The 25,219-nt window shown below is 50.5% G+C and carries 22 protein-coding genes; 14 read left to right on the forward strand and 8 right to left on the reverse strand.

Annotation, left to right across the window (positions count from 1 at the left end; all coding sequences use genetic code 11):
- Window positions 1–2 precede the first annotated feature (2 nt).
- The 8 genes from dgoD to IEY24_RS06500 all read left to right on the forward strand — a co-directional run bounded on the left by dgoD (window position 3) and on the right by IEY24_RS06500 (window position 11,726).
- The gene (gene dgoD, locus IEY24_RS06465; protein ID WP_188929795.1) at window positions 3–1,250 is read left to right on the forward strand and encodes a galactonate dehydratase; all 1,248 of its coding nucleotides are present in this window, start codon (window positions 3–5) and stop codon (window positions 1,248–1,250) included.
- A gap of 133 nt (window positions 1,251–1,383) precedes the next feature.
- Window positions 1,384–4,374: a SusC/RagA family TonB-linked outer membrane protein gene (locus IEY24_RS06470; RefSeq protein WP_188929797.1), complete on the forward strand. Its 2,991-nt coding sequence runs from the start codon at window positions 1,384–1,386 to the stop codon at window positions 4,372–4,374.
- 19 nt (window positions 4,375–4,393) lie between these two features.
- Entirely contained in the window at window positions 4,394–5,872 is a 1,479-nt protein-coding gene (locus IEY24_RS06475; protein ID WP_188929799.1) for a RagB/SusD family nutrient uptake outer membrane protein, read from the forward strand.
- A gap of 151 nt (window positions 5,873–6,023) precedes the next feature.
- Window positions 6,024–8,261, forward strand: coding sequence for an outer membrane protein assembly factor BamB family protein (locus tag IEY24_RS06480; RefSeq protein WP_188929801.1), 2,238 nt, complete (start codon window positions 6,024–6,026; stop codon window positions 8,259–8,261).
- 75 nt (window positions 8,262–8,336) lie between these two features.
- Complete coding sequence (locus IEY24_RS06485) at window positions 8,337–9,344, forward strand: 2-dehydro-3-deoxygalactonokinase (protein ID WP_188929803.1); 1,008 nt, start codon at window positions 8,337–8,339, stop codon at window positions 9,342–9,344.
- Window positions 9,341–9,979, forward strand: a complete 639-nt coding sequence (locus IEY24_RS06490) for a bifunctional 4-hydroxy-2-oxoglutarate aldolase/2-dehydro-3-deoxy-phosphogluconate aldolase (RefSeq protein WP_188929805.1) — start codon at window positions 9,341–9,343, stop codon at window positions 9,977–9,979. The genes IEY24_RS06485 and IEY24_RS06490 overlap by 4 nt, the downstream gene beginning before the upstream one ends.
- Complete coding sequence (locus IEY24_RS06495; protein ID WP_188929807.1) at window positions 9,979–11,274, forward strand: MFS transporter; 1,296 nt, start codon at window positions 9,979–9,981, stop codon at window positions 11,272–11,274. The genes IEY24_RS06490 and IEY24_RS06495 overlap by 1 nt, the downstream gene beginning before the upstream one ends.
- On the forward strand, window positions 11,271–11,726 hold the full coding sequence (locus tag IEY24_RS06500; RefSeq protein WP_188929808.1) for a GNAT family N-acetyltransferase: 456 nt from the start codon (window positions 11,271–11,273) through the stop codon (window positions 11,724–11,726). Before IEY24_RS06495 ends, IEY24_RS06500 begins: the two co-directional genes overlap by 4 nt.
- Here the strand turns inward: IEY24_RS06500 and IEY24_RS06505 are convergent.
- Together IEY24_RS06505 and IEY24_RS06510 are read right to left on the reverse strand one after the other, a co-directional pair.
- Window positions 11,723–12,070, reverse strand: a complete 348-nt coding sequence (locus IEY24_RS06505; protein WP_188929810.1) for a hypothetical protein — start codon at window positions 12,068–12,070, stop codon at window positions 11,723–11,725. The genes IEY24_RS06500 and IEY24_RS06505 overlap by 4 nt on opposite strands.
- Window positions 12,071–12,098: 28 nt before the next feature.
- Window positions 12,099–13,490, reverse strand: a complete 1,392-nt coding sequence (locus IEY24_RS06510) for a DUF4932 domain-containing protein (RefSeq protein ID WP_229221519.1) — start codon at window positions 13,488–13,490, stop codon at window positions 12,099–12,101.
- A gap of 403 nt (window positions 13,491–13,893) precedes the next feature.
- On the opposite strand from IEY24_RS06510, the gene IEY24_RS06515 reads away from it, so the two are divergent.
- Window positions 13,894–14,274 carry a hypothetical protein gene (locus tag IEY24_RS06515; RefSeq protein WP_229221521.1) on the forward strand — a complete coding sequence of 127 codons (381 nt, stop codon included), beginning with the start codon at window positions 13,894–13,896 and terminating at the stop codon, window positions 14,272–14,274.
- A 13-nt stretch (window positions 14,275–14,287) separates the two neighbouring features.
- On the opposite strand, the gene IEY24_RS06520 is transcribed toward IEY24_RS06515, so the two are convergent.
- Window positions 14,288–14,638: a winged helix-turn-helix transcriptional regulator gene (locus IEY24_RS06520; protein WP_188929814.1), complete on the reverse strand. Its 351-nt coding sequence runs from the start codon at window positions 14,636–14,638 to the stop codon at window positions 14,288–14,290.
- Window positions 14,639–14,727: 89 nt separating this feature from the next.
- Between IEY24_RS06520 and IEY24_RS06525 the strand changes: the two genes are divergently transcribed.
- The 5 genes from IEY24_RS06525 (at window position 14,728) to IEY24_RS06545 (ending at window position 19,974) form a co-directional block, all read left to right on the forward strand.
- Entirely contained in the window at window positions 14,728–15,549 is an 822-nt protein-coding gene (locus tag IEY24_RS06525) for an SDR family oxidoreductase (RefSeq protein ID WP_188929816.1), read from the forward strand.
- Window positions 15,550–15,666: 117 nt separating this feature from the next.
- A complete protein-coding gene (locus tag IEY24_RS06530) occupies window positions 15,667–15,891 on the forward strand; it encodes a PLDc N-terminal domain-containing protein (RefSeq protein WP_188929818.1) in 225 nt (74 codons plus the stop codon).
- A 597-nt stretch (window positions 15,892–16,488) separates the two neighbouring features.
- Window positions 16,489–18,726 carry a bifunctional alpha,alpha-trehalose-phosphate synthase (UDP-forming)/trehalose-phosphatase gene (locus tag IEY24_RS06535; protein ID WP_188929820.1) on the forward strand — a complete coding sequence of 746 codons (2,238 nt, stop codon included), beginning with the start codon at window positions 16,489–16,491 and terminating at the stop codon, window positions 18,724–18,726.
- 27 nt (window positions 18,727–18,753) lie between these two features.
- Entirely contained in the window at window positions 18,754–19,338 is a 585-nt protein-coding gene (locus tag IEY24_RS06540) for a Crp/Fnr family transcriptional regulator (protein WP_188929821.1), read from the forward strand.
- A gap of 72 nt (window positions 19,339–19,410) precedes the next feature.
- Window positions 19,411–19,974 carry a DinB family protein gene (locus tag IEY24_RS06545; RefSeq protein WP_188929823.1) on the forward strand — a complete coding sequence of 188 codons (564 nt, stop codon included), beginning with the start codon at window positions 19,411–19,413 and terminating at the stop codon, window positions 19,972–19,974.
- A 122-nt stretch (window positions 19,975–20,096) separates the two neighbouring features.
- Here IEY24_RS06545 and IEY24_RS06550 read toward each other — a convergent pair whose 3' ends face one another.
- From IEY24_RS06550 to IEY24_RS06570, 5 genes are all read right to left on the reverse strand, one after another.
- Window positions 20,097–20,372: a hypothetical protein gene (locus IEY24_RS06550; protein ID WP_188929825.1), complete on the reverse strand. Its 276-nt coding sequence runs from the start codon at window positions 20,370–20,372 to the stop codon at window positions 20,097–20,099.
- 242 nt (window positions 20,373–20,614) lie between these two features.
- Window positions 20,615–21,685 carry a dipeptidase gene (locus tag IEY24_RS06555; RefSeq protein WP_188929826.1) on the reverse strand — a complete coding sequence of 357 codons (1,071 nt, stop codon included), beginning with the start codon at window positions 21,683–21,685 and terminating at the stop codon, window positions 20,615–20,617.
- Between the two features lie 84 nt (window positions 21,686–21,769).
- Window positions 21,770–22,897, reverse strand: a complete 1,128-nt coding sequence (locus tag IEY24_RS06560; RefSeq protein WP_188929828.1) for a D-TA family PLP-dependent enzyme — start codon at window positions 22,895–22,897, stop codon at window positions 21,770–21,772.
- A gap of 91 nt (window positions 22,898–22,988) precedes the next feature.
- Window positions 22,989–23,465 carry a RidA family protein gene (locus IEY24_RS06565; RefSeq protein WP_188929830.1) on the reverse strand — a complete coding sequence of 159 codons (477 nt, stop codon included), beginning with the start codon at window positions 23,463–23,465 and terminating at the stop codon, window positions 22,989–22,991.
- Between the two features lie 207 nt (window positions 23,466–23,672).
- Window positions 23,673–24,977 carry a GntT/GntP/DsdX family permease gene (locus IEY24_RS06570; protein WP_188929832.1) on the reverse strand — a complete coding sequence of 435 codons (1,305 nt, stop codon included), beginning with the start codon at window positions 24,975–24,977 and terminating at the stop codon, window positions 23,673–23,675.
- Between the last annotated feature and the right edge of the window lie 242 nt (window positions 24,978–25,219).

Here is a 25,219-nt window from a genome sequence, read left to right on the forward strand (position 1 = left end):
CTATGAAATCTAACCCTAAATCTGCCACCTTATCCCGTCGCTCGGCCATTCAATCGGTGTTGGGCATTGCGGCGACGGGCACGATGCTCCTGCCCAAAACTTCTTATGCAGCCAATCCGACGCCTTTTCAGGCATACGGAAAGGTGAAGATTACTAAGCTCGAAACGTTTCTGGTGAAGCCGCGCTGGGTTTTTCTCAAAATCCACACCGATGCCGGCATTGTGGGCCTGGGCGAGCCGTTGCTCGAAGGTCGCGCATTGACAATTCAAACAGCCATTAAGGAGGTGGAACCCTATCTGCTAGGCAAAGATCCGCGGGCCGTGGTGCACCACTGGCAGGCCATTTACCGCCACGCATTCTATCGCGGCGGGCCAATCCTCACCAGCGCGTTGAGCGGCATCGACCAGGCATTGTGGGACATTAAAGGCAAGCTGCTGGGCGTGCCGGTGTACGAACTCCTGGGCGGGCCCACCCGCGACCGCGTGCGGGTATATGGCCGCGCATCCAACGCGGAGGATATGAAAAAGCGGAAGGCAGAAGGCTATACGATCATCAAAACGGGTGTTGCCAAAAAGAACCCTTCGAATTTCGTCGAGAACCCGGCGTTCATCAAATATGCCTCCGATAATTTCGCTTCGCTCCGTGAAGCCGGCGGCCCGGAAATGGACATCGCCATTGATTTTCACGGTTCGGTCCCGCAGCAGACTTCGAAAGTACTCATCAAAGAATTGGAACAGTATCAGCCGTTTTTTGTGGAAGAGCCGTGCCAGGCACAGAATGTAGACACGCTCGTCGACATTGCCAGGGGGACGCACATTCCCATCGCGACAGGTGAGCGGATCTTTACCAAATGGGGCTTTCGCGAAATCCTCGAAAAAGGTGCTGCCAGCATTATCCAGCCCGATTTGTGCCACGCGGGCGGCATTACCGAGGGCAGGCTCATTGCCGGAATGGCCGAAGCATATTACATCCCGATCGCGCCGCACAACCCCATGGGGCCTATCTCGCTCGCTACCGGTCTTCAACTCGCAGCCAGCGTACCCAATTTCCTCGTCCAGGAGCAGGTTACACTCGGTGAAGGTTATCTCAAAGAACCATTCAAACTACAAAAAGACGGGACCGTAATGGTTCCCACCAAACCCGGCCTTGGCGTAGAGCTCGACGAGGACGCATTAAAAGACAAGATTGGTCACGACTGGAAGAACCCCGAAAGCTATAATGCGCTGGATGGGTCGGTGGTGGATTGGTAAAGCAGCCTAGCATTTGACATTCTGAAAGCTACCCGCTTCCGGCTGAGAACCGGTAAGCGTGGAGTTGTTCGTTCAAATGTTCTTAAAAATAGTATTATTTAATTTTTATATATAAATATATTTATTCAAAACCATGAAAAAACTACTAAGCTTATGCCTGGTTTTACTGGGTCTGGGAGGCGACGGTTTGCTTGCCCAGAATGCCAGGGTGACCGGAAAAGTAACGGACCAGGATAATGCGGCGCTCCCCGGCGTGAGCATCCTGATCAGCGGCACCTCGCAAGGTACCGTAACCGACGGAGAGGGCAATTATGTGATCCAGGCGCCGGGAAATGGCACGCTGGTGTTTTCGTTTATCGGTTATGAAAGCCAAACGGTTGAGATCGGTAACCGCTCGGTAATTGACATTAAACTGGCGCAGGGCTCTCGCAGCCTGGATGAGCTGGTGGTGGTAGGCTATGGTACGCAAAAGAAAACCGACGTTACCGGTGCATTGTCGGTGGTGTCGACGCGGGAATTTTCGCAGCAACCTATTACCCGTCTCGATCAGGTGTTGCAGGGCCGTGCAGCCGGGGTGCAGGTGACGCAATCCAACGGCGCGCCGGGTGGAGATTCGAAAGTACGGGTGCGGGGAGCTAACTCAGTGCTTGGCAACAACGATCCCCTGTATGTGATCGATGGATTTGTGGGTGCTAATTATAATTTATTGAACCCCAATGATATCGAGTCGCTGCAAGTGCTGAAAGATGCGGCCTCTACCTCCATTTACGGTAGCCGCGGCGCCAACGGGGTGATCATTATCACGACCAAAAAGGGCAGCAAAGGCATCAAAGTAAGCTATGAAGGGCAGGGAAGCGTTTCGAATGTGATCAAGAAGTTCGATATTCTTCCTGCGGGCGAGTTCGCGGAGATCGTCAACGCACGCGCGGCCGCCACGGGTTCCAATGCGCCATTTACGCAAGCGCAGATCGACGATTTTAAAAAGAACGGCGGTACCGACTGGCAGGACCTCGTGTACCGGAAGGGAAGCGGCCAGCAGCATCAGGTGACAGTTTCGGGAGGTAATGAAAAGACTTCGTTCCTGATCTCCGGTAACTATTTGAACCAGAAAGGAATCGTGAACAACAGCGGTTTCAAACGTTATGTTTTGCGGACTAATCTGACCACCCAAATCAATAAAAACCTTGCATTGCGACTCAATTTATCGGGTGCCAAAACCGCCAACCATAATACTGACGGCGGCGGGGCATTGATCGAAGCGTTGCAATGGGCACCCACCACGCCTGCCTATGGTGCCGACGGCCAGCCGACTTTTGCGGACCCTACCGGTTCGGTTTCAAGAAGCCCGTTGGATCATTTGTACGACAAATCCATCGACACCGAGCGGATGAATATCAATGCGATCGGCGGGTTGAGCTACCAGTTGCCGATCAATGGCCTTTCGCTCGATTTGCAATATGCGATCAACTACCTCGATGCGCAGAATAAGAACTTCAACGGTAAGCGCCTGTCGAACAACAACCCGAATGCGACCCGCTATTCAGCCGACCAGGTAACTTTGCAGAATACCAATGCATTGAACTACAACCGAACCTTCGGCAATCACTCGATTACGGCTGTGGCGGTGTTGGAGACCCAACAGTTTACAGACAAGAACTTTACCGCCACCGCAAACGGCCTTCGTTTTCCACAATTGGGCTATAATAATATCGGCGGCAACTCTGCCGCAACGGTCAATTCGGGTTTTTCCAAATGGACGTTGCTTTCGTTATTGGGCCGGGTAAATTATGCATTCAAAGACAAATACCTGATAACTGCGGCGATTCGCCGGGATGGCTCTTCGAAATTCAGCGAGGACAACCGGAACAGCGTTTTCCCGTCGGTAGCATTGGGTTGGAGGCTTTCGGAAGAAGCGTTTATTAAGAATCTGAATGTATTTTCAAACCTGAAATTGCGCGGAAGCTGGGGGAAAACCGGTAGCCAGGCTATTAACCCGTATGCCACGCTTTCGCCGTATAACTCGACCCAGGTTGGTTTTAACAACACGGCCGTCACGGCGGGTGTGATCCAGGGCAACCAGGGGAATAAAAATCTGAAATGGGAAACAACCACGCAGACCGACGTGGGTATTGAAATGGAGTTTCTCAATGGCCGCCTGCATTTTGAAGCCGATTATTTCAACAAAAGCACGACCGATTTGCTGCTGAATGTGCAGCTACCCAACTACGCGGGCGGGGGTACGCAGCCTCGCAACGTAGGTGAGATCAGGAACCGGGGTTTCGAGTTCGCGATTGGCGGTACGCCTATTGAGAAAGGTAAATTCAGCTGGGAAACCAACCTGAACCTTTCGACGCTGAAAAACGAGGTGGTAAGCCTTGGCGGGCTGCCACGGCTCGGTACGGGCACGGGAGCAGGCGGCGGGATGTCCATTACCAACGAATTTATGCTGATGCCCGGCCAGCCGCTGGGTTCGTATTGGGGCCTGAAATACCTCGGGACGTTTAAACCCAACGAGGCCGACATCGCAGCCAAACAAGGCCGTGTGCCCGGCGATCCGCATTATGAGGATGTGAATGGCGACAATGCGATCACTACCGACGATTTTCAGATAGTCGGCCACGCGTTCCCGAAACTGACCGGCGGTTGGAACAATACCTTTACTTACAGCGGTTTTACGCTGAACGTCTTTTTCCAGGGCGCTTTTGGCGTGGATAAACTGAACTACACCCGTGCCGGCGCCATGTCGGGTTCGGGCGAAGCACGCCAGTTCCTGCTCACCGAGATCCGCGACTATTATCGCGAGGGCAATACGGATTCGGATATTCCGGCATTCACCAAAACTTACCAGCCGTTCACGCAGTCGAGCCGGTTCGTTGAAAATGGGAGTTTTGTTAGGCTGAAAAACGTGAGCCTGGCTTACAATGTGCCATCGTCGGTTTTCAAGGATAAAGCCAATATCCGCATTTTCGCAAGCGCCACCAACCTGCTTACGATCACCAAATACTCCGGTCCCGACCCGGAAACCAGCAACGTGGGTTCCAGCACCGACACGGCCATCGGCATCGACCGCGGCTCGTACCCGAATGCGAAGGTGTATACAGTGGGATTGACGCTCGGATTTTAAATCATTTCAAAAAATAGACATGAAAAAACTAACCATACTTCTTTTGAGCGGCTTGCTCCTTACCGGCGCGGGTTGCAGTGATTACCTCGATGAGGATACGACCGGACTTTTGTACGGGCCTAATGTGCTTTCGACGCAGGATGGGCTTGAATCGGCATTGACCGGAGCTTATAAGGGCCTGGCAAACCAATGGAGTTACGGATTCTTGCACCCGTCGGCCAATGCGGCTGTGCTCGGTGCCGACGACGTGACTACGCACCCGGCGAGCAATAAGGCCGACTGGCGTGAGTTTGACCAGTTCAATGTATCGACGACCAACCAGCGCTCGAATGCCGTTTACAATGGCTGTTACAAAGCGATCCAGGGCGCGAACAATGTGATTAATAATTACCAGAAAACAGTGGGTACCAAGGCTACGATCGATATCATTGTCGGCGAAGCTCATTTCATCCGCGCGTTTTCCTATTATTGGCTGACCCGTTTCTGGGGCAATATCCCTTTGATCCTGGCGGGAGAATATTCCGATGATTTGCTGACCGTCAAAAAGTCGACGCCGCAGGAGGTTTACGATCTGATTGTGGCTGATTTGAAAGTGGCAGAAAGCAACCTTCCGAATGCGAAACGTGATCCGGGGCGGCCTAACAAGGGTTCTGCCAAAGCATTTTTGGCGGATGTGTACCTGACGATGGCAGGCTGGCCGTTGAAACAAACCGACAAATACGATCTTGCCGCCGCAAAAGCGAGAGAAGTGATCGATAATGCGGGCACCTATGGTTTTGAACTGCTTCCGACGTTTGCGGCGGTATTTGAAAACGATCCGGCTTCATCTGGTACCAAGGAAGCCGTGTTCCAGATCAGCGGATACCTGGGCGGCAGCGGTACTGCCAATGCAACCTATGGCAATACCACTATGCCAGGCGAAGAAGGTGGTTGGGACGATATGTTCGCCGAGCTGAATTTCTTCCGCGATTTCCCTGCTGGCCCGCGCAAAGACGCTACTTTCCGCACGGAGTTCGGCCTGGGCGCTACCAAAATCCCATGGCAGGCCAGTCTGACGAAACATCCTTACTATCAAAAATGGTACATTAAAGGGAATGTCGTGACGTCGAGCATTTCGCTGCCTTCGGTAATGATGCGGTACCCGCACGTGCTGACGATCTATGCGGAAGCCAAAGCCCGCGGCACTGGCGGTCCCGATCAGGCTGCTTACGACGCACTGAACAAGGTACGTTTGCGCGGACGTGCAGCTGGTACCAAGGCATTGACGCCGGGTGATGGCCTCACAGCCGCGCAATTCGCCGATGAAGTCGTGCAGGAGCGTGCGTGGGAGTTCGCTTGCGAGCGTACCCGCTGGTTCGACCTCATCCGTCTGGAAAAAGTGGAGGAAGCCAATGCCAAGAAAAGTATCGACGATTTGCAACCGATCAAACCGATTGTGAAGGCCAATTACTGGTTCCCGCTGCCCTATACGGATACGTCCATTAATCCGAATTTGTAGCGATGACAAGATGCATGCGCTTTGACTGCCTGGCGGCCTGGTCCGCTCCGCGTGACAACGTAATGTCAGACTGAGCGAACCGTGCCGCCGGGCGGTCGAAGGCGGGCGAGATACCTGATATGCTTTGTTAAATGTCTTCATTCTATACCCTATGACAATCCGCTTCCCGATCATATCGGCATTGTTGGTTACAGCAATTTTCTGTGCGCTTTCTCCATCGACCCCGCACGATCGCGTCCCGGACGGCCGCGTCCCGGACGATCCCAAAGACGTCGACTGGCCGGTATATGGCGGTAACAATGCCGGCAACCGCTATTCTTCATTGACGCAGATCAATAAGGACAATGTGAAAAACCTGCAACCCGCCTGGACTTACGATACCGGCGAAAACAACAAGGCGGGCGAACGCGGCATGGATATGCAGTGCCAGCCGATCGTGATCGATGGTATTATGTACGGTACCACGCCGCGGTTGAAGGTTTTTGCCATTGAAGCGGCTTCGGGAAGGGAACTCTGGAAATTCGATCCGTTCGAGGGAAAACGGCCGCGGTTCCATCCGATGCGTGGGGTCGTGTATTGGGCGGAGGGGCACGACAAGCGCATTTTGTTCACCGCCGGGGCGTCATTGTTTGCATTAAATGCCGAAAATGGGAAGCTCGTTGAAGGTTTCGGGAAGAATGGAGAGGTAGATTTTCACGACGGCCTGGGCGACGAGGCTACTTACGGCTACGACCCCTACCAATTCAATATCCGCAACACCAGCCCTGGGGTGATTTACAAAAACCTGCTTATTACCGGCTCCTCTGTCTCCGAGGGTGGCGACGCGTTGCCGGGCCACATCCGCGCATTCGATGTACGTACGGGCAAGGTCGCCTGGGTGTTCCGTACGATCCCGCTGCCGGGCGAATACGGGTACGAAACCTGGTCGAAGGAATCATACAGGAAACTGGGTGGTGCCAATTGCTGGGCGGGAATGGTAATTGACGAAAAACGGGGAATGGTGTTTATGGGGACCGGATCGCCATCGGTGGATTTTTACGGCGGGGCCAGGAAGGGCAGTAACTTGTTCGCCAACTGCGTGATTGCGCTTAACGCGGCTACCGGCAAGCGGGTCTGGCATTTTCAAACCGTCCACCACGATCTTTGGGATAGGGATATTCCTTGTCCGCCCAACCTGATCAGGGTCAGAAGGAACGGTAGGATGGTCGACGCCGTGGCGCAAGCTACCAAGGACGGCTATGTTTTTCTTTTCGACCGTGATACGGGGAAACCGCTCTTCGATGTAAATGAAGTGCCGGTACCCAAAGCAAACCCGCTGCCGGGTGACCAGGCCTGGCCCACGCAGCCGGTACCTGTCAAACCGGCGCCATTCGCCAACCAGACAGTAACAGAAGCCGACATTACCACACGCACACCCGCAGCGCACGCATACGTGCTCGACCGTTTTCGCAACAGCAATATGGGCCCGAAAAACCAGCCGCCAGATTTACAGGGTGGCTTGCTCTACGGGATCGGAGGCGGTGCAGAATGGGGCGGTACAGCGGCCGATCCGGAGGGAATTGTGTATGTCAATGGCAATAATATGCTCTGGTGGCTCAAAATGCGGGATCTTCGCCAAAGCCCTGATGGTCAGGAACGTCAGGTGTCGTCAAGAGGCTCCGTCTTGTTTAATACAAATTGCGCGGCTTGCCACGCTATGGATTCAAAAGGAGCGACGCCCTCCGAAGCAACACAGGCATATCCAGCCTTAAAAGACATTGGCCAGCGGATGAACCGCGAGCAGATCGGCGCATTGCTCGAAACGGGCCGGGGAAGAATGCCTTCTTTTCAGCATATTTCAAAGGAAGACCGCGCCGCGATCATTGATTTCCTTTTAAATACTGAAATAAAACCGGCGACTAACGACATTCACGCACAAACAGCGACCGCCGCGGGCAAAAGCCTGGCCGATTTTCCGCATAAGCCGCCTTACGTCAATAACGGTAATGTACAGTTCCGCGACCCGGATAATTACCCGGCCATAAAGCCGCCCTGGGGCACGCTGAACGCCATTGATATGAACACGGGCGAATACCGCTGGAAAGTAACACTCGGCGAATATCCCGAGCTGACAAAGCAAGGCATCCCGCCGACTGGCACCGAAAACCACGGCGGCCCGCTGGTGACCGCCGGCGGCCTGCTCTTCATCGCAGCGACCTACGATGAGAAGCTCAGGGCATTCGATACCCAATCCGGCAAGATTGTTTGGGAATACAAACTTCCGGCAGGCGGTTTTGCAACGCCCATTACCTATATGGTCGATGGAAAGCAATATATTGCAATCGCAGCCGGCGGTACGAGGTACGGTTTAAAACCCGGAGGAAAATACATCGCATTCGCATTGCCATAATACATCCCGGCCACGAATCTGGCCGTGGATCTGGCCGTCGACTTAAGTCGACGGAAACAAAAAATTAAAGAGATAATGAAGAAACACCTGCTGAGTTGTGATTGGGGAACGTCCTCGTTCCGGTTGAGGCTGGTCAATTTGGCGGATCACGATGTGGTGGGCGAAGTGACGTCTCCGGATGGTATCGGGGCGGTTTATAATGCGTGGCAGGAAGCAGATGCCGATGGCCATGTTCCGCGCGCGGAGTATTACCGTTCGGTTATTGCTACTCAGCTTATCGCATTGGGCAAGCAAACCGGAATCGATCTGACGGGCGTGCCAATCGTGCTTTCGGGCATGGCGTCGTCGTCTATCGGCATGGAGGGGCTGCCGTACGCGAGCCTGCCGTTTGCCCTGGACGGGAGCGGCCTCGGGATTCAACGATACGACGAGCTGCCTCATTTTCCCCATGCCATTACGCTCATATCCGGTGTTCGGAGTGGCCACGATGTAATGCGGGGGGAAGAAACGCAGCTGATCGGCCTTGGCGCGGCCATGGACTTGTCGGGTCGCGACGCGATATTCATCTTCCCGGGCACGCACTCCAAGCACATGTTTGTCCGGGATGGCGAGCTGATTGATTTCAAGACATTTATGACTGGGGAGGTGTTCAATCTGATGGCCAATCAAAGCATTTTGAAAGACTCCATCGAACACTATCACCATTCCGATTTTAACGACAACGTAGCCCGGGCCTTCCGCTCGGGCGTGCGCGCGTCGGGGTCCGGGAACATTTTAAATGCATTGTTTACAGTAAGAACCAACCAGCTTTTTGATTTATTGAATAAGCGGGAGAACGGAATGTTCCTGAGCGGGCTGCTGATCGGCTATGAAATCCGCGATCTGATGAAGGAGACAGGCGCGCACCTCGTGCTGTGCGGCGGAAACAATTTGTATCATTTGTACAAATCCGCGATAGAGACTTTGGCGCTGGCCGGCAGGGCAACCATCATCCCCTCGGAGATTGTAGACCGGGCGGCTACTACGGGGCATATCCGTATTTTTGAGAATCAGTATTTAACATTGAACAAAACAAATTTATGAGTGAGCGTACATTTTCGTGGGAGTTGTTCAACAAGGCGCCGCTGGTCGGTATTATCCGGAATGTTTCGCCGGAAGATGTCAAACGCATTCTGCCTATTTACCGGGAGGCGGGTCTGACGACCGTCGAAATTACCATGAACACACCGGGTGCGACGGATATGATCCGATACGCGCTGGAAAACGAGCACTACGGTCTGAATATCGGTGCTGGAACGGTGTGTACCAAAGAGGATCTGGACGCAGCATTGGAGGCTGGCGCACAGTTTGTTGTTACACCCGTTTTGAGTAAAAAAGTTGTTAAATCCTGTGTCAAAAAGGGAATTCCTGTTTTCCCGGGTGCATATACTCCCACTGAAATATTCAATGCATGGGAGCTGGGCGCGTCGATGGTGAAGATATATCCCGCAACGGCGCTGGGCCCGGGGTATATCAAGGATTTGAAAGCGCCGATGAACCAGCTGAAACTGTTGCCTACGGGCGGTGTGAGCCTCGAAAATATGGAGGCATTTCTGAAAGCGGGGGCGAATGGGCTAGGGATAGGGGGGCAATTATTCGATAAAAAGCTGATTCAGGACAAAAACTGGGATGGACTGAAAGCACATTTCCTTCAATTCGCACAAAAACTTGCTTTGTAATGGGTAAAATCAGGAATTACCGCTGGATCATCGTGGTCCTGCTCTTTCTCGCCACGACCATCAATTACCTCGACAGGCAGATCATCGGTCTCCTGAAACCCATTCTGGAAAAAGAGTTTGTTTGGACGGAAACAGACTTTGCGCGCATAGTGATGGCGTTCACGGCGGCCTATGCCGTTGGTTTGCTCGCTTTTGGCTGGCTGATCGACAAGATCGGCACCAAAGCCGGGTACTCGTTCACCATCATCTTTTGGAGTATCGCGGGGATGCTGCATGCGGTTGCGCGCAGCGCATTCGGGTTTGGGGTTGCGCGTGTGGGCCTGGGCCTGGGAGAAGCCGGTAATTATCCTGCGGCCGTCAAAACCGTTGCCGAATGGTTTCCAAAAAAGGAACGGGCGCTGGCAACCGGGCTTTTCAATGCCGGCACCAGCGTTGGGGTGGTGGTGGCGCTCATACTCGTCCCCTGGATTCTGAGCCATTATGGCTGGCAAGAGGTATTCTGGATTACAGGCGCGCTGGGTTTTGTGTGGCTGATTTTCTGGTGGGTGTTTTATGATATTCCTGTCAAACAAAAGCGCCTGGGTGCCGATGAGCTGCAATATATTCTCGGCGGGCAGGACCAGGACGAAAACGATGCCGAAAAGCAACCGGTAAAATGGATCAAGCTTTTCACTTTCCCGCAGACCTGGGCCTACATCACAGGTAAAGGGCTCATCGACCCGATTTATTGGTTCTTCCTGTTCTGGCTGCCTTCCTATTTCGCTTCTACCTTTAATCTCGATCTTAAAAAGCCCAGTTTTGAATTGATGCTCATCTATACGGCGACGACCGTCGGTAGTATCGGTGGTGGTTACCTGTCGTCCTGGCTTATCAAACGGGGCTGGCCGACGCTCAAAGCACGCAAAACAGTGCTGCTTGGTCTGGCATTCTGTGAATTATCCGTGATATTGATCCAGTTTTCCAGCGGCGTCTGGATGGCCGTCGGGCTGATCAGTCTGGCTGTGGCATTGCACCAGGCCTGGGCAACAAACGTATTTACCTTACCGTCCGATCTTTTCCCCAAACAAGCGGTAAGTTCGGTAGTAGGCATCGGCGGGATGGCTGGTGCGGTAGGAGGAATCCTTTTTCCGATCCTGATCGGCAGCTTGCTCGACCGTTATAAGGCGGCCGGCAATATCCAGGCCGGCTACAATATCATTTTTACAATCTGTGGTTTTACTTATCTTGTGGCGTGGCTGATCATCCATTGGCTCACCAGAACGCCCAAAGTGGTAGAACTTGAAGAATTGCAATGATCGATATAAGAAGAACCGACTCCGACGACCTTGATTTCAAAGCCTTGGTAAAGCGGCTGGATGCCGATCTCGCCGAGCGTGACGGTGCCGACCACGGCTTTTATTCCCAATTCAATAAAATAGACAAGATCCGGCACGCCGTAGTGTGTTACGAAGACGGTCAGCCCATCGGATGCGGCGCCATCAAGGCATTCGACGAGCAGGCTATGGAGGTAAAGCGGATGTACGTGTCACCTGAGGGCCGCAACAAAGGCATCGCTACCCGAGTGCTTACAGAACTGGAAACCTGGGCGAGCGAAATGGGTTACGCCAAATGCGTGCTGGAAACCGGCAAACGCCAGCCGGAAGCCATCGCGCTTTATGAGAAAAACGCCTACCGGCGCACGGAAAATTACGGGCAGTATGTGGGCGTGGAGAATAGTGTTTGTTTTGAGAAGGTACTGAAAAATTAGTCCTTCCGAATAGCTGTGATTTCGATGGACGGGAATACGATCATTGATGTCGGCCCAAAGAAACATTCCTTTTTAAGATTCCCGGCGATCGTGTAGTCAGGGATTTCACTATTCTCACTTTTGGCCCAGAGCGAATCCGCATCGCATGCCCAAGCCGAAATTTTATTGAGCGTAATAGGGTGGGTAAAAGTAAAAAGCCCGGCGCCCTCATGAACGGCTCGTGTGTTCTTAATAACCAGCATTGTAGGTCCCGCGCACCCGCAATCCGGTTCAGGATCCTTTTTGCAGCAAAACAGAGCGACCGAAAAGGCCATTAAAATCGCCGAAAGTAGCAGTTTTTTCATGGTATTGGCTTCTTAAATGGATTGTTTTTTAGTGTATCTCGTATTTGGATGCCCATTCGATAACAGCAGGATACAAATCGGCGACAGTTTGACCTGGTTTTCTATTCTTGTATAAACGCATCAGCTCCTGGTTGAATGCTCTAAATCTTTGAAAACCACGGAAGTCAACCATATTTTTTTCTATGGTGCTGTTAAGAGAATCAAATGTCTTTTTGTCAAAAATATCTGAATAATATAAACCGACCAATCCATAGTTCATGTATTCTTCAAAACAAACCAGCGAATTGTTGTAGCTGGAAGAAGGTTTGCCGGAAATAGTCCATTTAGATAAGTCCTTAAAAGCGTCCCCGATTGCTTTATTATATTTTTCGGCCTCTGGATTCAGGTAGGCATGATTAATTTCGGTAAAGGCAATCATCATGCGCCGGCCTTTCAGAATATCGGCGGGTAGTTTTTTATTTTCGTTAGCAACAAAAGGGTAGTTGATGTGTGCTTGTGCCTCCGTAAAGCCGTTATCGTTAAAAAAGCTCGCAGATTGGTTCCATCCGACCAAAGGCGAGAGAATTACTTTAATAGCGGAATATTTAGTGGCTGGGAATTGTTTTTCAAGCCAACTTTTCATGCCGGTTATGTTGATATTATCGCTGAAATCCTTTTTAAGATTTGAATAGTAGTTTAAATTAGCTCTGTAAAACGTTCTGAATCCCGATTTTTCAGCAAATTTTTCCAATAATGGTATGTAATATTCCAGCTCATTTTTTTCTCCTGATGCAATGCGGTCATATACGCCCCCGTTTGTAATTTTATTTCCTGAAAACACAAATGCATAGCTATCCATTTTTAAATGAAGGTAGAAATAACCGGGTTCGAATTTCAACAATGAATCTATCGATCGTACAGCCGGATCTTGGTTGTATGGCGTAAAGTGATCGATTACTGTCTTGAAATACGCAGATCCCTTTTCGATAGCACCCGTTTTCCCGTATTCGGTAAGCGCGAAAACGATGTTAATCAACTCGTACACTTCCGGAATCTCAACAATGGTTTTCCCCTCATTCTCTGCTTTATATTTTTCATTGAAAGATGCCGGTTTAACTAACTTCTGTGTCGTAAAGACGCACGTAACAGTGTCAGCCGTGGACTTTCTCACAATTTTGAATACAGTGTGCCTTTTTGGTCTGAGTATCATTGATATGGAGTCTGATTTTGAAACCAGAGCAAACACCGTCGAATCTTTCTGGACTACAAAACTGTAATCAAATTGCCTGCCTAATTTATTAATGCCATTGAATTCTTCCTTTTGGCCATCCAAATACATGGTTAGACTGTCAGACGATGCGTGTAGGATTGGGATGGGTAATTTTTGAGCGAAAGCGAATCCAGTCCAGCAGATAAAGAGGCAAGTAATAATTAACTTCATGAAGTGTTGGTTAATGTAGATCTGATTTCCTTTGACTAGTAATATAAGAATTTTTTTGTTTTGGCTACAAGAAGTTACATTTATCGCGATCCTGAGAAAACCGTATGATGATCGATAAACTAGCCCTTATTTATATTGGAAACCAGAGAAGACTGGCCGCGAAGCATTTTCCTGGCCGCCCAGATGCTCTTCGACGACCTGAAAACAAAGGGAATGATCGCCTGACACGCGCTTTGTCGACAATTAGGTGCTGTCGGTCGACGGTATGGAACAAATGCAGGGGCGTGTTGATTATGCATGCAGTTTAGTATTTGTCAGCCATATTCAGATGTCAGATTTAAAAATAGCAAAGACTGATTGGGAACCTGCCAGCCGGCTTATTATTACGCAAATTAGCGGCGACATGGAAAAAGCGGATGTGATCCGATGGGAGGAATCGCTACTTGATGCGCTGGATCAGATCGAGGAGGGAGGCACGTTCCGCATTTTCGTAAACCTTCACGGCTTTACGGCGTTAAATCTCGATGCGCATAAATATTTCCGCAATATCGTCCCGCTGACGCTCGCGGATTACGGGTGGAAAGTGGGTTACCTCGCCATGTTTGCGCAGGAATCGTCGAAACTGGTTGTAACCACGAAGCGCGACATCCGGTGCCTGGCTGCGGTGCATTGCCATCAGGACGAGACCAAAATCGAGAAATACGAATCCCTTTATAGCAGTCCAAACGAACGTTTCTTTACCGATCCGGGAATGGCGGAGGCCTGGATCAGGAGCATCGCCTGATTTTTACTGCGGTTCAGGCTTCTTCCTGAATGTACTTTTTGTGCTCCTTACCCCATTCGATCATGGCCAGAATGATGTTTCCGAACGTTTTGCAGTACGGGGTCGACTCGTATTCCACCAAAACCGGGGAATCGGGATAGACGGTCCGTTTGATGAGCTTGTTCATTTCCATTTCTTTCAATTCCCGGGAAAGCATCCGTGTGGTAATGCCCGGAATGCTTCTTTCAATTTCGCGGAAGCGCTTGTTTCCGTTGCATATGGAGTTGATAATGGGCAACTTCCATTTTCCCCCGATTACATAAATCGTGTCCTGCAATGCCTTTACTTCTTCCGGCTGATTTCTGATCAATTGCGCGTTTTCCATGATAGTAGTTGGTATACTCTGTGATACTGATTACAAAGTTATACCAATGCGCACTAATTTTGCCTCATTCAAATCAAAATTTATTCAAAATGAACGAGCAAAAAACCATTTTCATAACAGGAACAAGCAGCGGGCTAGGCAAGCTAACGGCAAAATACTTCGCAGAAAACGGTTGGAATGTGGCCGCAACCATGCGTACGCCGGAAAAGGAAACAGAGCTGACGGCATATGATAACATCCGGATATTTAAATTGGATGTTACCAATACCGAGCAGGTGAGAACGGCCGTTGAGCAGGCGATCGATATATTTGGAAAGATCGATGTGGTGGTGAACAACGCGGGTATGGGTACTTACGGCGCACTTGAATTGGCAAAAGAGGAGGATATCGACTGGCAGTTTGCCGTGAACGCCCGCGGTCCGATTAATGTGATCCGCGCATTCCTGCCGCATTTCCGGGAATATGGTGGCGGGATGTTTATCAATATCAGTTCATTTATGGGCATTACCACGGCGGTGCCGCTGGGCTCGCTTTATAATATGTCCAAGTTCGCGCTGGAAGGCCTGATCGAAGGATTGTATTATGAACTAAAACCGCTGAATATAGAGTTGCGGCTGATCGAACAAGGCGGCTCGAAAGGGAATAGTTTCCGGGAAAGTATTGTCTGGAATACACATCCCGAAATCACGGCATATGACGAGTTGACGAGCAAACTTCGGGCCATTATGGCAAATGCGGATGAAAGCCAGCTGGACGATCCAATGGAAATAGTCAATGTAATTCACAGCCTCGCGACCCGCGAAACAAATCAATTCAGGAATGTGATCGGAGCAACCGGTAACCAGTTAATGCAAATGCGCCATTCGATGCCTATTGAAGAATATATGGAGGCTATGAGAAGCTATTTCTGAGCAGGTGGTTCTTAACAGGCAGGTAGTGAAGTCATTTCATTGCCTGTCTATTTATTGTTTTAATTTGTTGGTAACCGAAGTTATATTATTTTGTATGAAAATATAACTGTCGACAATATGAACTTAGCATCGTTTTTAGGATTGGGACAAATGGAATTGATTCTAATCTCCGCTGTGCTACTTCCAATGCTGGTGTCGCTCTGGGCATTGATTGATGCGATCCGCAGCGATTTTGCAAAAGATATCAACAAACTGATCTGGATTCTCGTGATCATTTGTGTGCCATTTGTTGGAGGTGTATTATATTTTGTCCTCTCGCGGAAGCAGAAAGTAACAGCCTAAACGAGCCATTCAATGACATCAGCCATACTGCTATTTATGGGTTTAGGAGGTTTTTCGGTGGAATCCTCTACCTCTTCCTCGGGCGGAGTCAGAAAGCCGATTTTTAAATCTGAAAGCGTCGGGTGCGAAGCTGGAAGCTATTCCGGCCAGCATCCGGTGGGGCAAAAAAATGGCGGCCATTTCAGGCCGCCTGCAACCCACAACAAAGAGTGGCACAGCATTAATCTGCGATTACATTTTTGTAGTCCTTGACTAATCTTGAGCTTTTGCAAGCCCGTATTTGTGGTCAGTTATCACACTAGCTCATGGAAAACAGCAATTAATTGCTTGCCGGTCGTTTATTGACTCGACCGGCGCCGGAAATGAAGTTGCCCAGAAATCCGGTTCCTGTAATGTGATAAAAGAGGTTGCGATAGCGAAAGTAACACATTCATCTCGTTCGGCAAAACTCTAGCGGATTAAGAAGCCCACTCATTTTTCGATAGAGCAAGGCAAGGCTGCGAAACAGCAATATACGCCGGTCTTGTTGCATCCATAGAAGGATTTCAGTGTCGGAACCTGACTGTGGCATGGCTTTTGAGGCCGTTTGAGCGTATTATGGAAAGTTTATCTCAGTCTGTCAATACGGGAAGGCTCATCATAGTCGCATATCGGTTACCGTTCAAGGTTGTCCGCGACGGTGATGTCTCCCGATTATTTCAAAATTCAGGCGGCCTCGTTTCTGCGGTGCTGTCGCTGGTAAAAGACCAGCAGAACCAGGCCTTTGATGCCCATCAGAAGATTCAGTGGATCGGTTTTTCGGAGAATAGCCCGGACGAGCTTGAAGGGCAGTCGATGGAGAATGAGAATTTCCGGGCGCATCCGGTTTTCATCCCCGACGAACTCAATGAAAATTATTATGAGGGCTTCTGTAACAATCTGATATGGCCGCTCTGCCATTACTTCCCGTCGCTGGCGCGATTCCATGATGCCTATTTCCAGGCCTACCAGGAAGCGCACGAATTGTTCTTCGAAAAGGTGAAGGAAGTGATCCGTCCCGGTGATGTAGTTTGGGTGCAGGACTACCAGTTGATGCTGCTCCCGCAAATGATCCGGCAAGCCTTTCCTGAAAACAAGATCGGCTTCTTTTTTCACATTCCTTTTCCTTCTTTCGAGATATTCAGGCTGCTGCCGGTGACTTGGAGGAAGGCTATTGTGAATGGCATACTAGGCGCCGACGTGGTGGGGTTTCATACCAACGATTATGTGGAGTATTTCCTGAAAGCGGCGAGACTTGTCTCCGAACTGGGGAATAAATTGCATTACATCAACCTCGGCAACCGGATTGTGAAGGTCGATTCATTTCCGATCAGCATCGATTTCGAAAAGTTCAATGATGCCTACGATGAGCCGGACGTGGCAGCCGCGCGTTCGGATGCCCGGCAGTCGCTCAAAGAGAAGATCATTTTCTCCGTCGATCGCCTCGATTATTCCAAAGGTATTATCCACCGGCTCCACGGTTATCAGCGTTTTCTCGAACAGAACTCGGACTGGCACGAAAAAGTGTCGTTTGTGATGGTTGTAGTGCCCTCACGCGATACGATAGAGCAGTATCAGCAAATGAAGTCGGATATTGACCAGACGGTAGGAAAAATCAATGCCGATTTCGGGACGATGTCCTGGCAACCGATCATTTACCAGTACCGCTCGATGCCTTACCACGAGATGGTGGGGATGTACACGGCCAGTGACGTCGCCCTTATCACACCTGTCCGCGACGGGATGAATCTCGTTTGCAAGGAGTATGTCGCAAGCCGAAAGGATGGCCGGGGTGTATTGATTTTAAGTGAAATGGCAGGTGCGGCGGCCGAGCTCGGCGAAGCGCTGATCATTAATCCGCTCGACAGGCAGGATATTGCCGATGCGATCAAAACGGCGTTCGAGATGCCTGAGGAAGAGCAATACAAACGAATGGAGGCCATGCGCGAGAGGATTCGTGACTATGATGTATTTGCATGGACTACTGATTTTTTTACCCAAATGACAATGCTAGAATTGGAACATGACCGGCTGCGCCAGGTTTTCCTGAACAACAGGGGCATCGACGTGATCCGGCACGCATATCAGTTATCCAATAACAGGATACTTTTCTTCGACTACGATGGTACCCTCGCACCGATCGTTCCCGACCCTGCGAAAGCGATTATGAGCGAGGATGTTAAAAAATTGCTCCATGATATTGCCAAACGTGATACGGTGGTAATCGTCAGCGGCCGCGACCGCTATTTTCTCGACAAGCTTTTCAGTGACCTTCCGGTGCATATGATCGCCGAACACGGCGCATTGATCAAGGCCAAAGATTCGGGTGAATGGCAGTTGAATGAAGGCTATGAGGAAAACTGGAAAGACGGCATCCGTCCGGTGATGCAGATCTATGCCAAACGTTGCCCCGGTGCCTTTGTAGAAGAAAAGGAAACCGCGCTGGCGTGGCATTACCGTACCGCCGACGACAAGGAATACGCTACCCGCCGCGCCCAGGAGCTGCTTTGGCAACTCAAAAACTACATCCAACCCGAGCTGAACTTGCAAGTTATTGACGGTAATAAGGTGGTGGAAGTCAAGAAAACCGCATTTAACAAAGGAACTGCTACGCGGACGTTCGTGGAAACGGGCGATTTCGACTTCATACTGGCTATCGGCGACGATACGACCGACGAGGACATGTTCGAAGCCTTGCCCGATACTTCATTTACGATCAAAATAGGGGATGATCTTTCGGCCGCGCGGAATCACATCCGCAGCCAGGACGAGGTTTTTCATTTCCTGCATTTTATGGTCTCGCCCGTAGGCGAGTAGGAGGGGCTTTCGTATTTTAGCGGTTCTATGGAGGAACCGCTAAAATTGCTTCACTCGGTCGTTCAGGCCATTCATCCGCTCGATAACGCCGATTGGGAAGCGTTGTCGGCTATCTGGAAACCGTTCAGCGCGCGCAGGAAGGAAATCATTACATGTGCGGGCGAAACTGAGCGCTACATTTATTTCGTGACGGACGGCGTACAGCGCATTTACTATCTCGACGATCAGAACCGGGAGGCGACCATCGTGTTCACATACCGGCCGTCCTTCGGCGGCATTATCGATTCGGTGCTCATGGAAGTGCCCTCTCGCTATTATTATGAGACGCTTACGCCTTCGACATTTATTCGGGCCCCTTACTGCGAGTTTAAGGCGATTGCCTATGAACGGCCGGCCATTGAGCGGATGCTGCGGGCGGGAATGACGCAGACGCTCTCGGGCATTCTGGAACGACTTGTGGAAGTGCAATGCTTTTCTTCGGAAGATAAATTCAGGAACCTGCTCAAACGAAGCCCGCATATACTGCAATTGGTGCCGCACAAATACCTCGCCAATTACCTGGGCATCGATCCGACGAATTTCAGCAAACTTGTCAACAAAGTCCGCATTTGAAAATCTTGGTTTTTACCAAATATTTCAAAAATCCTGTTGCACAACTTTGCATTGTCTATTAATCGAACGCCCATGGAAACCTTCAATAAGAAAGCATTGCTGCAACGGCTCGACGATCAGGTCGAGCAACACATCGCTGACGCGGTAGCATTGTTCCAAAACAGAGATAACGAATTCCTGAACCGGCCGTCGGATACCGGAGGGTGGAGCATCGCGCAATGCCTGGACCATTTGAACAGCTATGGCCATTACTATTTGCCCAGAATGCGCGAGAAGCTTCGCGCAGCGCCGTCCACCGAAAAGAAAGATTTTACAAGCACCTGGATGGGTGCTTATTTTACCCGCATGATGGATCCCGAAACCGGCAAGCGCAAATTCAAAGCTTTGAAGGGGCATATTCCGCCGTCTGACCTTGATTCCGCCGCGGTCGTAGGCGAGTTTATCAGGCAGCAGGAAGAGCTGCTATATCTGTTACGAATGGGCGTACGGAAAGACCTCGATGCAATCCGCGTTCCAGTGTCGATCCTGCCATTTATCCGTATGAAAATCGGTGACGTTTTCCAGTTCATAGTTGCTCATGACGAGCGGCATATGCAGCAGGCGAAGCGGAACCTCTTACTCGAGAACGTTTATTAGCCAGGAATATATTTTTGGTGGCCGGCGCGAAAATTCACGCCGGCCTTTCGTGCATGAAAAAAGCAGCCACCATGCGGTGGCTGCTCTGAAAAGGGTAAGGATAGCCGCTAAATGTCCGTACGCTATGCGATTGAAACGCCCCCTGTTTCCAATCGGGTTTCCAACAGGGCCTCATTCATGTTTTCGAGCTTAATAAAATGGCAGACATACCCGGCTGACCGCAAGGCAAGCTGGATACGGGTAAAGTCAGATAATTCGGAAGTCAGTGTCAGCAGGAAATCCTGGAAATCGTAAGCCCAGTGTTTTACATTAAGCTGTTTCAGGCAATCGTGCAGCTTTTGCAGCGATTTGCTTGCCTGAATGTGCGTACGGAAAAGAATCTTATATGTATTGGCCATTGTTTACTACTTGAAATTAGTGGTCGGTATGTTACCGTTGAATTCAGATTGTTGATTTAATAGATCAAACTTACTACTTATTTAAAATCGTTCCAAATAACTTTGCTTTAAAATTTGGAATAAAACAAAAAGCTCCGCAACCATGATGCCAAGTTGCGAAGCTTTTTTGATAACTCCTTTTAGTGCTATATTAAGAATTTATTAGATTTAATAAATCCCGCTGGAATGGTAGGCTAATGCTGTCAGTCCCAGCTCTTTTCCAGAAAGGTGACCCAGTTACGCCACATTATCCGTTCGATGTCGGCCTCGGAATAACCGCGTCTGGATAGGAGACTGGTAATGGTTTGCAAATCTGCAATGGAATCCAGGTCGCCGGGTGATTGCTCTTTGCCGTACGCGCCATCCAGGTCGGAGCCGATGCCGACGTGCAATGCATTGCCTGCAATCTGGCAGATGTGGTCGATATGCTGCACGATATGCTCGATTTTCAGGCCGGTACTTTCCGGCGTCGATTTGCCGCGAACCCACCCAGGGATCATCATCCACGCATCGAAGGCCATACCGATCACCGCGTCGCGTTCGAGGAGTACTTTGATCATCTCGTCGGAAAACTGACGGTTGTGCGGTGTGATCGCGCGAACGAGGTTGTGGCTCGCCCAAACTGGCCCTTTATACAAATCCATCGCTTCCCAAAACGCGGTGTCGCACAGGTGGGTAGCGTCGAGAATCATGTCAAGCTGGTCCATTTCGCGTAGCAGGTCTTTGCCTTTTTCGCTTAAAGGAGCATCAGAGTCGGTTCCGTACGCGTATACGCCCGGGCCATAATGCGCGGGCCCGATCGCACGAAGGCCATAGGCGTAGGCGGTTTCAAGATTTTTGAGGCTTACAAATGAATCCGCGCCTTCCAGACTTAGAATATAGCCGATGGGCAAACCTTCGGTCGTTTCGGCATTCTGCCAAAGTTCAAGATGGCTCCGAAGGCCTGTTAGCCCCGTGATCTGCACCATTTCACCAGCCTCTTCCATAGCCTTGTACCACGCAACCTGGGCCTGGGTGATCGCCCACGCCTGAGCCTGCGAATGCCAGCCCGGGATTTTACTATCGGGCCTGATGTAACGGCCGATCTGCGTGGCCACGCAGAGTCCGATATTACCTTTGCGCATTTCCGGAAAACTCACCACGCCTTTGCCGCGGTCGGGTTTGTCGGTAAGGTTTTTTTCACGGTCGCGGATCGAATACAGGTCTTGCGTAAGGTCGCGGTTCCATTCCACGGCATTCATGGAAAGGTCGAGATGTGCGTCGAATAGGAACATAAAATGAATGAGTGAATAGGTCAATGAGTGAATGAGGGAATGAGGGAGGGTAGCTATTCACTCATTCGCTCATTCAAAATTAGGTTATATCGTGATACGCCTGCTACGCGCGGTGATCTTCCATTCATCCGTCACATTGCCGTCTTCAATGACTGTTGCGAAATCGTGCAGTGCCACGGTTGGGCAAATGTGGTAGGGGAGTGCGTAAAAGACATCGCCGATCTGGACGCTCTCCCATACATCGTTACTCACCTGCAACACACCGTGCTCTTCGCTTTGGCTGAGCAATGTGTAATCGGGCAGGTTGAGCAAACGCAGACGGTTTTCAATCGGGTTTTCGGCAGCAATCGCCTTATGGCCGAGGTCGATGGTGAGAATGCCCGGAGTCGGTTTGGAAACGACCCGGGTCAGTATTAATGCGGCGTGCTCAAATGGCTGGCCGTCGAACCGGTCACCGTAGCCCCAATCCCAAAGTACGTTCGTGCCGGGGCTGAGGTAAACCTCGGGGCGCAACGCATGTACGGTAAATGACGGTGAGCCGCCGACGATGATCATCGGTTCATAGCCGCATTCGGTTTCAATGCGGTCGAGCAACGGAAGCGCCTGTTCGTAGGCCTCGTCGGCCGCGGCCTTGCGCTCGGAAAACTCCGGATTACGAATATGGCCGTCGTAAATATGCACGCCACCGAAAGATAATCCATCCAGACCGCTCACGAATCGGTACAGGGAAAGCAACGACTCGTCTGTGGCGTGCCCGGTGCGGTTCATACCATTGTTGACATCCAGAAAAACCGCCGAGCGCAGCCCGCGCTCACGCGACGCTTCGCTCAGTAACGTGGCAGTTTGCTCGTTGTCGACAAGGGAAGCGAAGGTGGTATCGGGAAACATGTTGCGCAATGCAAAAAGCCGGTCGATATTCGGGCCGACGAGCTGGTAGGCGATCAATACCCACGGCGCGCCCGCGGTCGCGACCATTTCGGCCTCGGCGATCGTGGCGCATTTAAATTTTGAAATACCGGCAGAAAGCTGCATTGCGACGATTTCCGGGCATTTATGGGTTTTAACATGGGGCACCAGCCGTTCTGCGGAACGCTGCCCGGACGAGCCAGCAATGTTCACCATGCTGCGGATATTGCTCTCGATACGGCCCTTGTAGAACAGGAGTGATGGAGAAATTACTTCCCCGGGGTTGGTTAGCTGGTACCAGGACATGTTTTTAATTTTGAATGACCGAATGATTGAATGACTGAATAATGGAAAGGACTCTGCCAATTCAATGATTCAGTCATTCAATCATTCAAAATTACTTTTCTTCAAGCTCAAACATCGCCTCGATCTCCACCGGGATGTTATCAGGCAATGTACCCATTCCTACGGCGCTTCTTACACCGATACCGTTTTCTTCGCCCCATACTTTCGCGAAGAGTTCGCTGCATCCGTTGATGATATAGGGATGTCTTTCAAAATCCGTCGTGCCGTTTACCATGCCGAGCACCTTAATCACTCTTTTCACACGGTTGAGGCTGCCAAGATTGGCTTTCAGCGTGGACAAAATAGCCAGACCTACCTGACGTGCAGCGAGTTTGCCCTGTTCTGCATCGAGGTCTTTACCAATACGGCCTTTAATGAGCGAGCCGTCGTCCTGCACAGTGCCGTGGCCGGAAACGTAAACCCAGCGCTTGTCGACGATCAATAAAGGTTTATAAACGCCAACCGGTTTCGGTGCGGGAGGGAGGTTGAGGCCAAGAGCCGCGAAATTTGATTCTGGTGTATTGTCCATAGTAGTTGCGTCTTTTCCGTTAAAACGGACGGGTATTGATTGGGAATTGATTTTGAACGATAATATAAAGAGTATAAAAAGCGTATCTGAATACCCTCTTCCAAATTGAAAAAATCCATTACCGTCCGTTTAAACGGGCGGTATTGACTAAAACTCTTTATTACCGTCCGTTTTAACGGACGGTATGCGGACTAGGGTTTAATTTACTCAGACGAACAAATTTAGCACCAAAACGCCCAGTAAGCCCATTATTGACACAATAGTTTCCATTACCGACCAGGTGAGGATTGTGTCTTTGATGCTCAGATTGAAGTATTCTTTGAAGAGCCAGAAGCCACCGTCGTTGAGGTGGGAGAACATCAGACTGCCAGATCCGATGGCGAGTACGAGCAATTCCGCGGGGACGCCTGCATTGGCAAGCAGGGGGGCGAGAATACCAACGGTTGTAAGCCCGGCAACGGTGGCAGAACCGACACAGACGCGGATTACCGCCGCAATGGCCCAGCTTAGCAGGAGCGGGGAGATGTCCATTCCTTTGAGGCTCTCGGCAATGTAGGTACTCACGCCGCTGGCTGTCATGATTTCTTTAAATACACCTGCTCCCGCGATGATCAGCAAAATGGTGGAAACGCCTTTGAAAGCTTCTTCCATTGATTTGCTCACCTTTTTCATGCTCATGCCACGTTTTACACCCAGTACATAGGCCGCAAAAAGCACCGAAACGAGCATTCCGAAATAGGGCTCTGCCAGCAATCCGATTAGTTTGTTATCAGGATAAACGCGTTTTACACCTGACATGGCAGTGAGTAGAAATACCGGAAGCAATGCAGTAACGATGCTGATTGCCAATCCCGGGAGTTCGGAAGCGGGGCGGGGTTTTACATCGAACAGGTCTTCGTCGGGTTTTGGCTGGAAACGTTTCAATGTCTTCCCAAAAATAGGGCCGGCTACGGCGATAGCGGGTAGCGAAACGATCATTCCATAGAATAGGGTCTTACCCAGGTCGGCATGCAGCTGGCTGGCGATCGCGGCTGGGGAAGGGTGGGGTGGGAGGTACCCGTGCGCTACGGATAACGCCGATAACATTGGAATACCTATATATAATAATGGTAACCTTGCGGTTGCACTGATCATGAAAATCAGCGGGATCACGATGACAAAACCTGCGTTATAAAACAATGGAATACCTATCACAAATCCGGCAAGCGCCATACCCCATTGAATGTATTTTTGACCAAAAAGACTGATAAGCGCATCGGTAATGCGCTGCGCGGCCCCACTGTCCGCCACCATTTTCCCCAGCATCGCCCCGAACCCGACAATGAGCACCAGGTCTCCGAGCGTCCCTCCCACGCCCTTCTGAATAGCCTTGCTCACCGTGTCCACATCCAGCCCGCTCGCGAATCCCAAAGCGATGGAAACCAGCAGGAAAGAGATGAAAGTGTCGATTTTAAGCCAGGCAATAAGTAAAATGAGCGCGAGGATTGCGATAAAGGTTAATAGTAAAGGCATAGGTGAAATTGTCGAAAATTAAGCTTTTGCTAATAAGTTGGAAGAACGGGATTTTTAATGATAGATGCCAATTTAGTTTTCCCGCGGATATTTCTGGCAGGTAATGGACGGATAGTCACGGATATACGCCCCGGGGGCCGAAATAGCACAAAAGATAGTTTGTTAGAATGCTTTAAAATAGCGAAATTTGACTTTTTAGTACCAACAAGATTGTATTAATCCGCTGGGCAATTGAATCTATC

Origin of the sequence: Dyadobacter endophyticus, from assembly GCF_014641595.1 — a bacterium.
GTDB classification, from domain to species: Bacteria; Bacteroidota; Bacteroidia; order Cytophagales; family Spirosomataceae; genus Dyadobacter; species Dyadobacter endophyticus.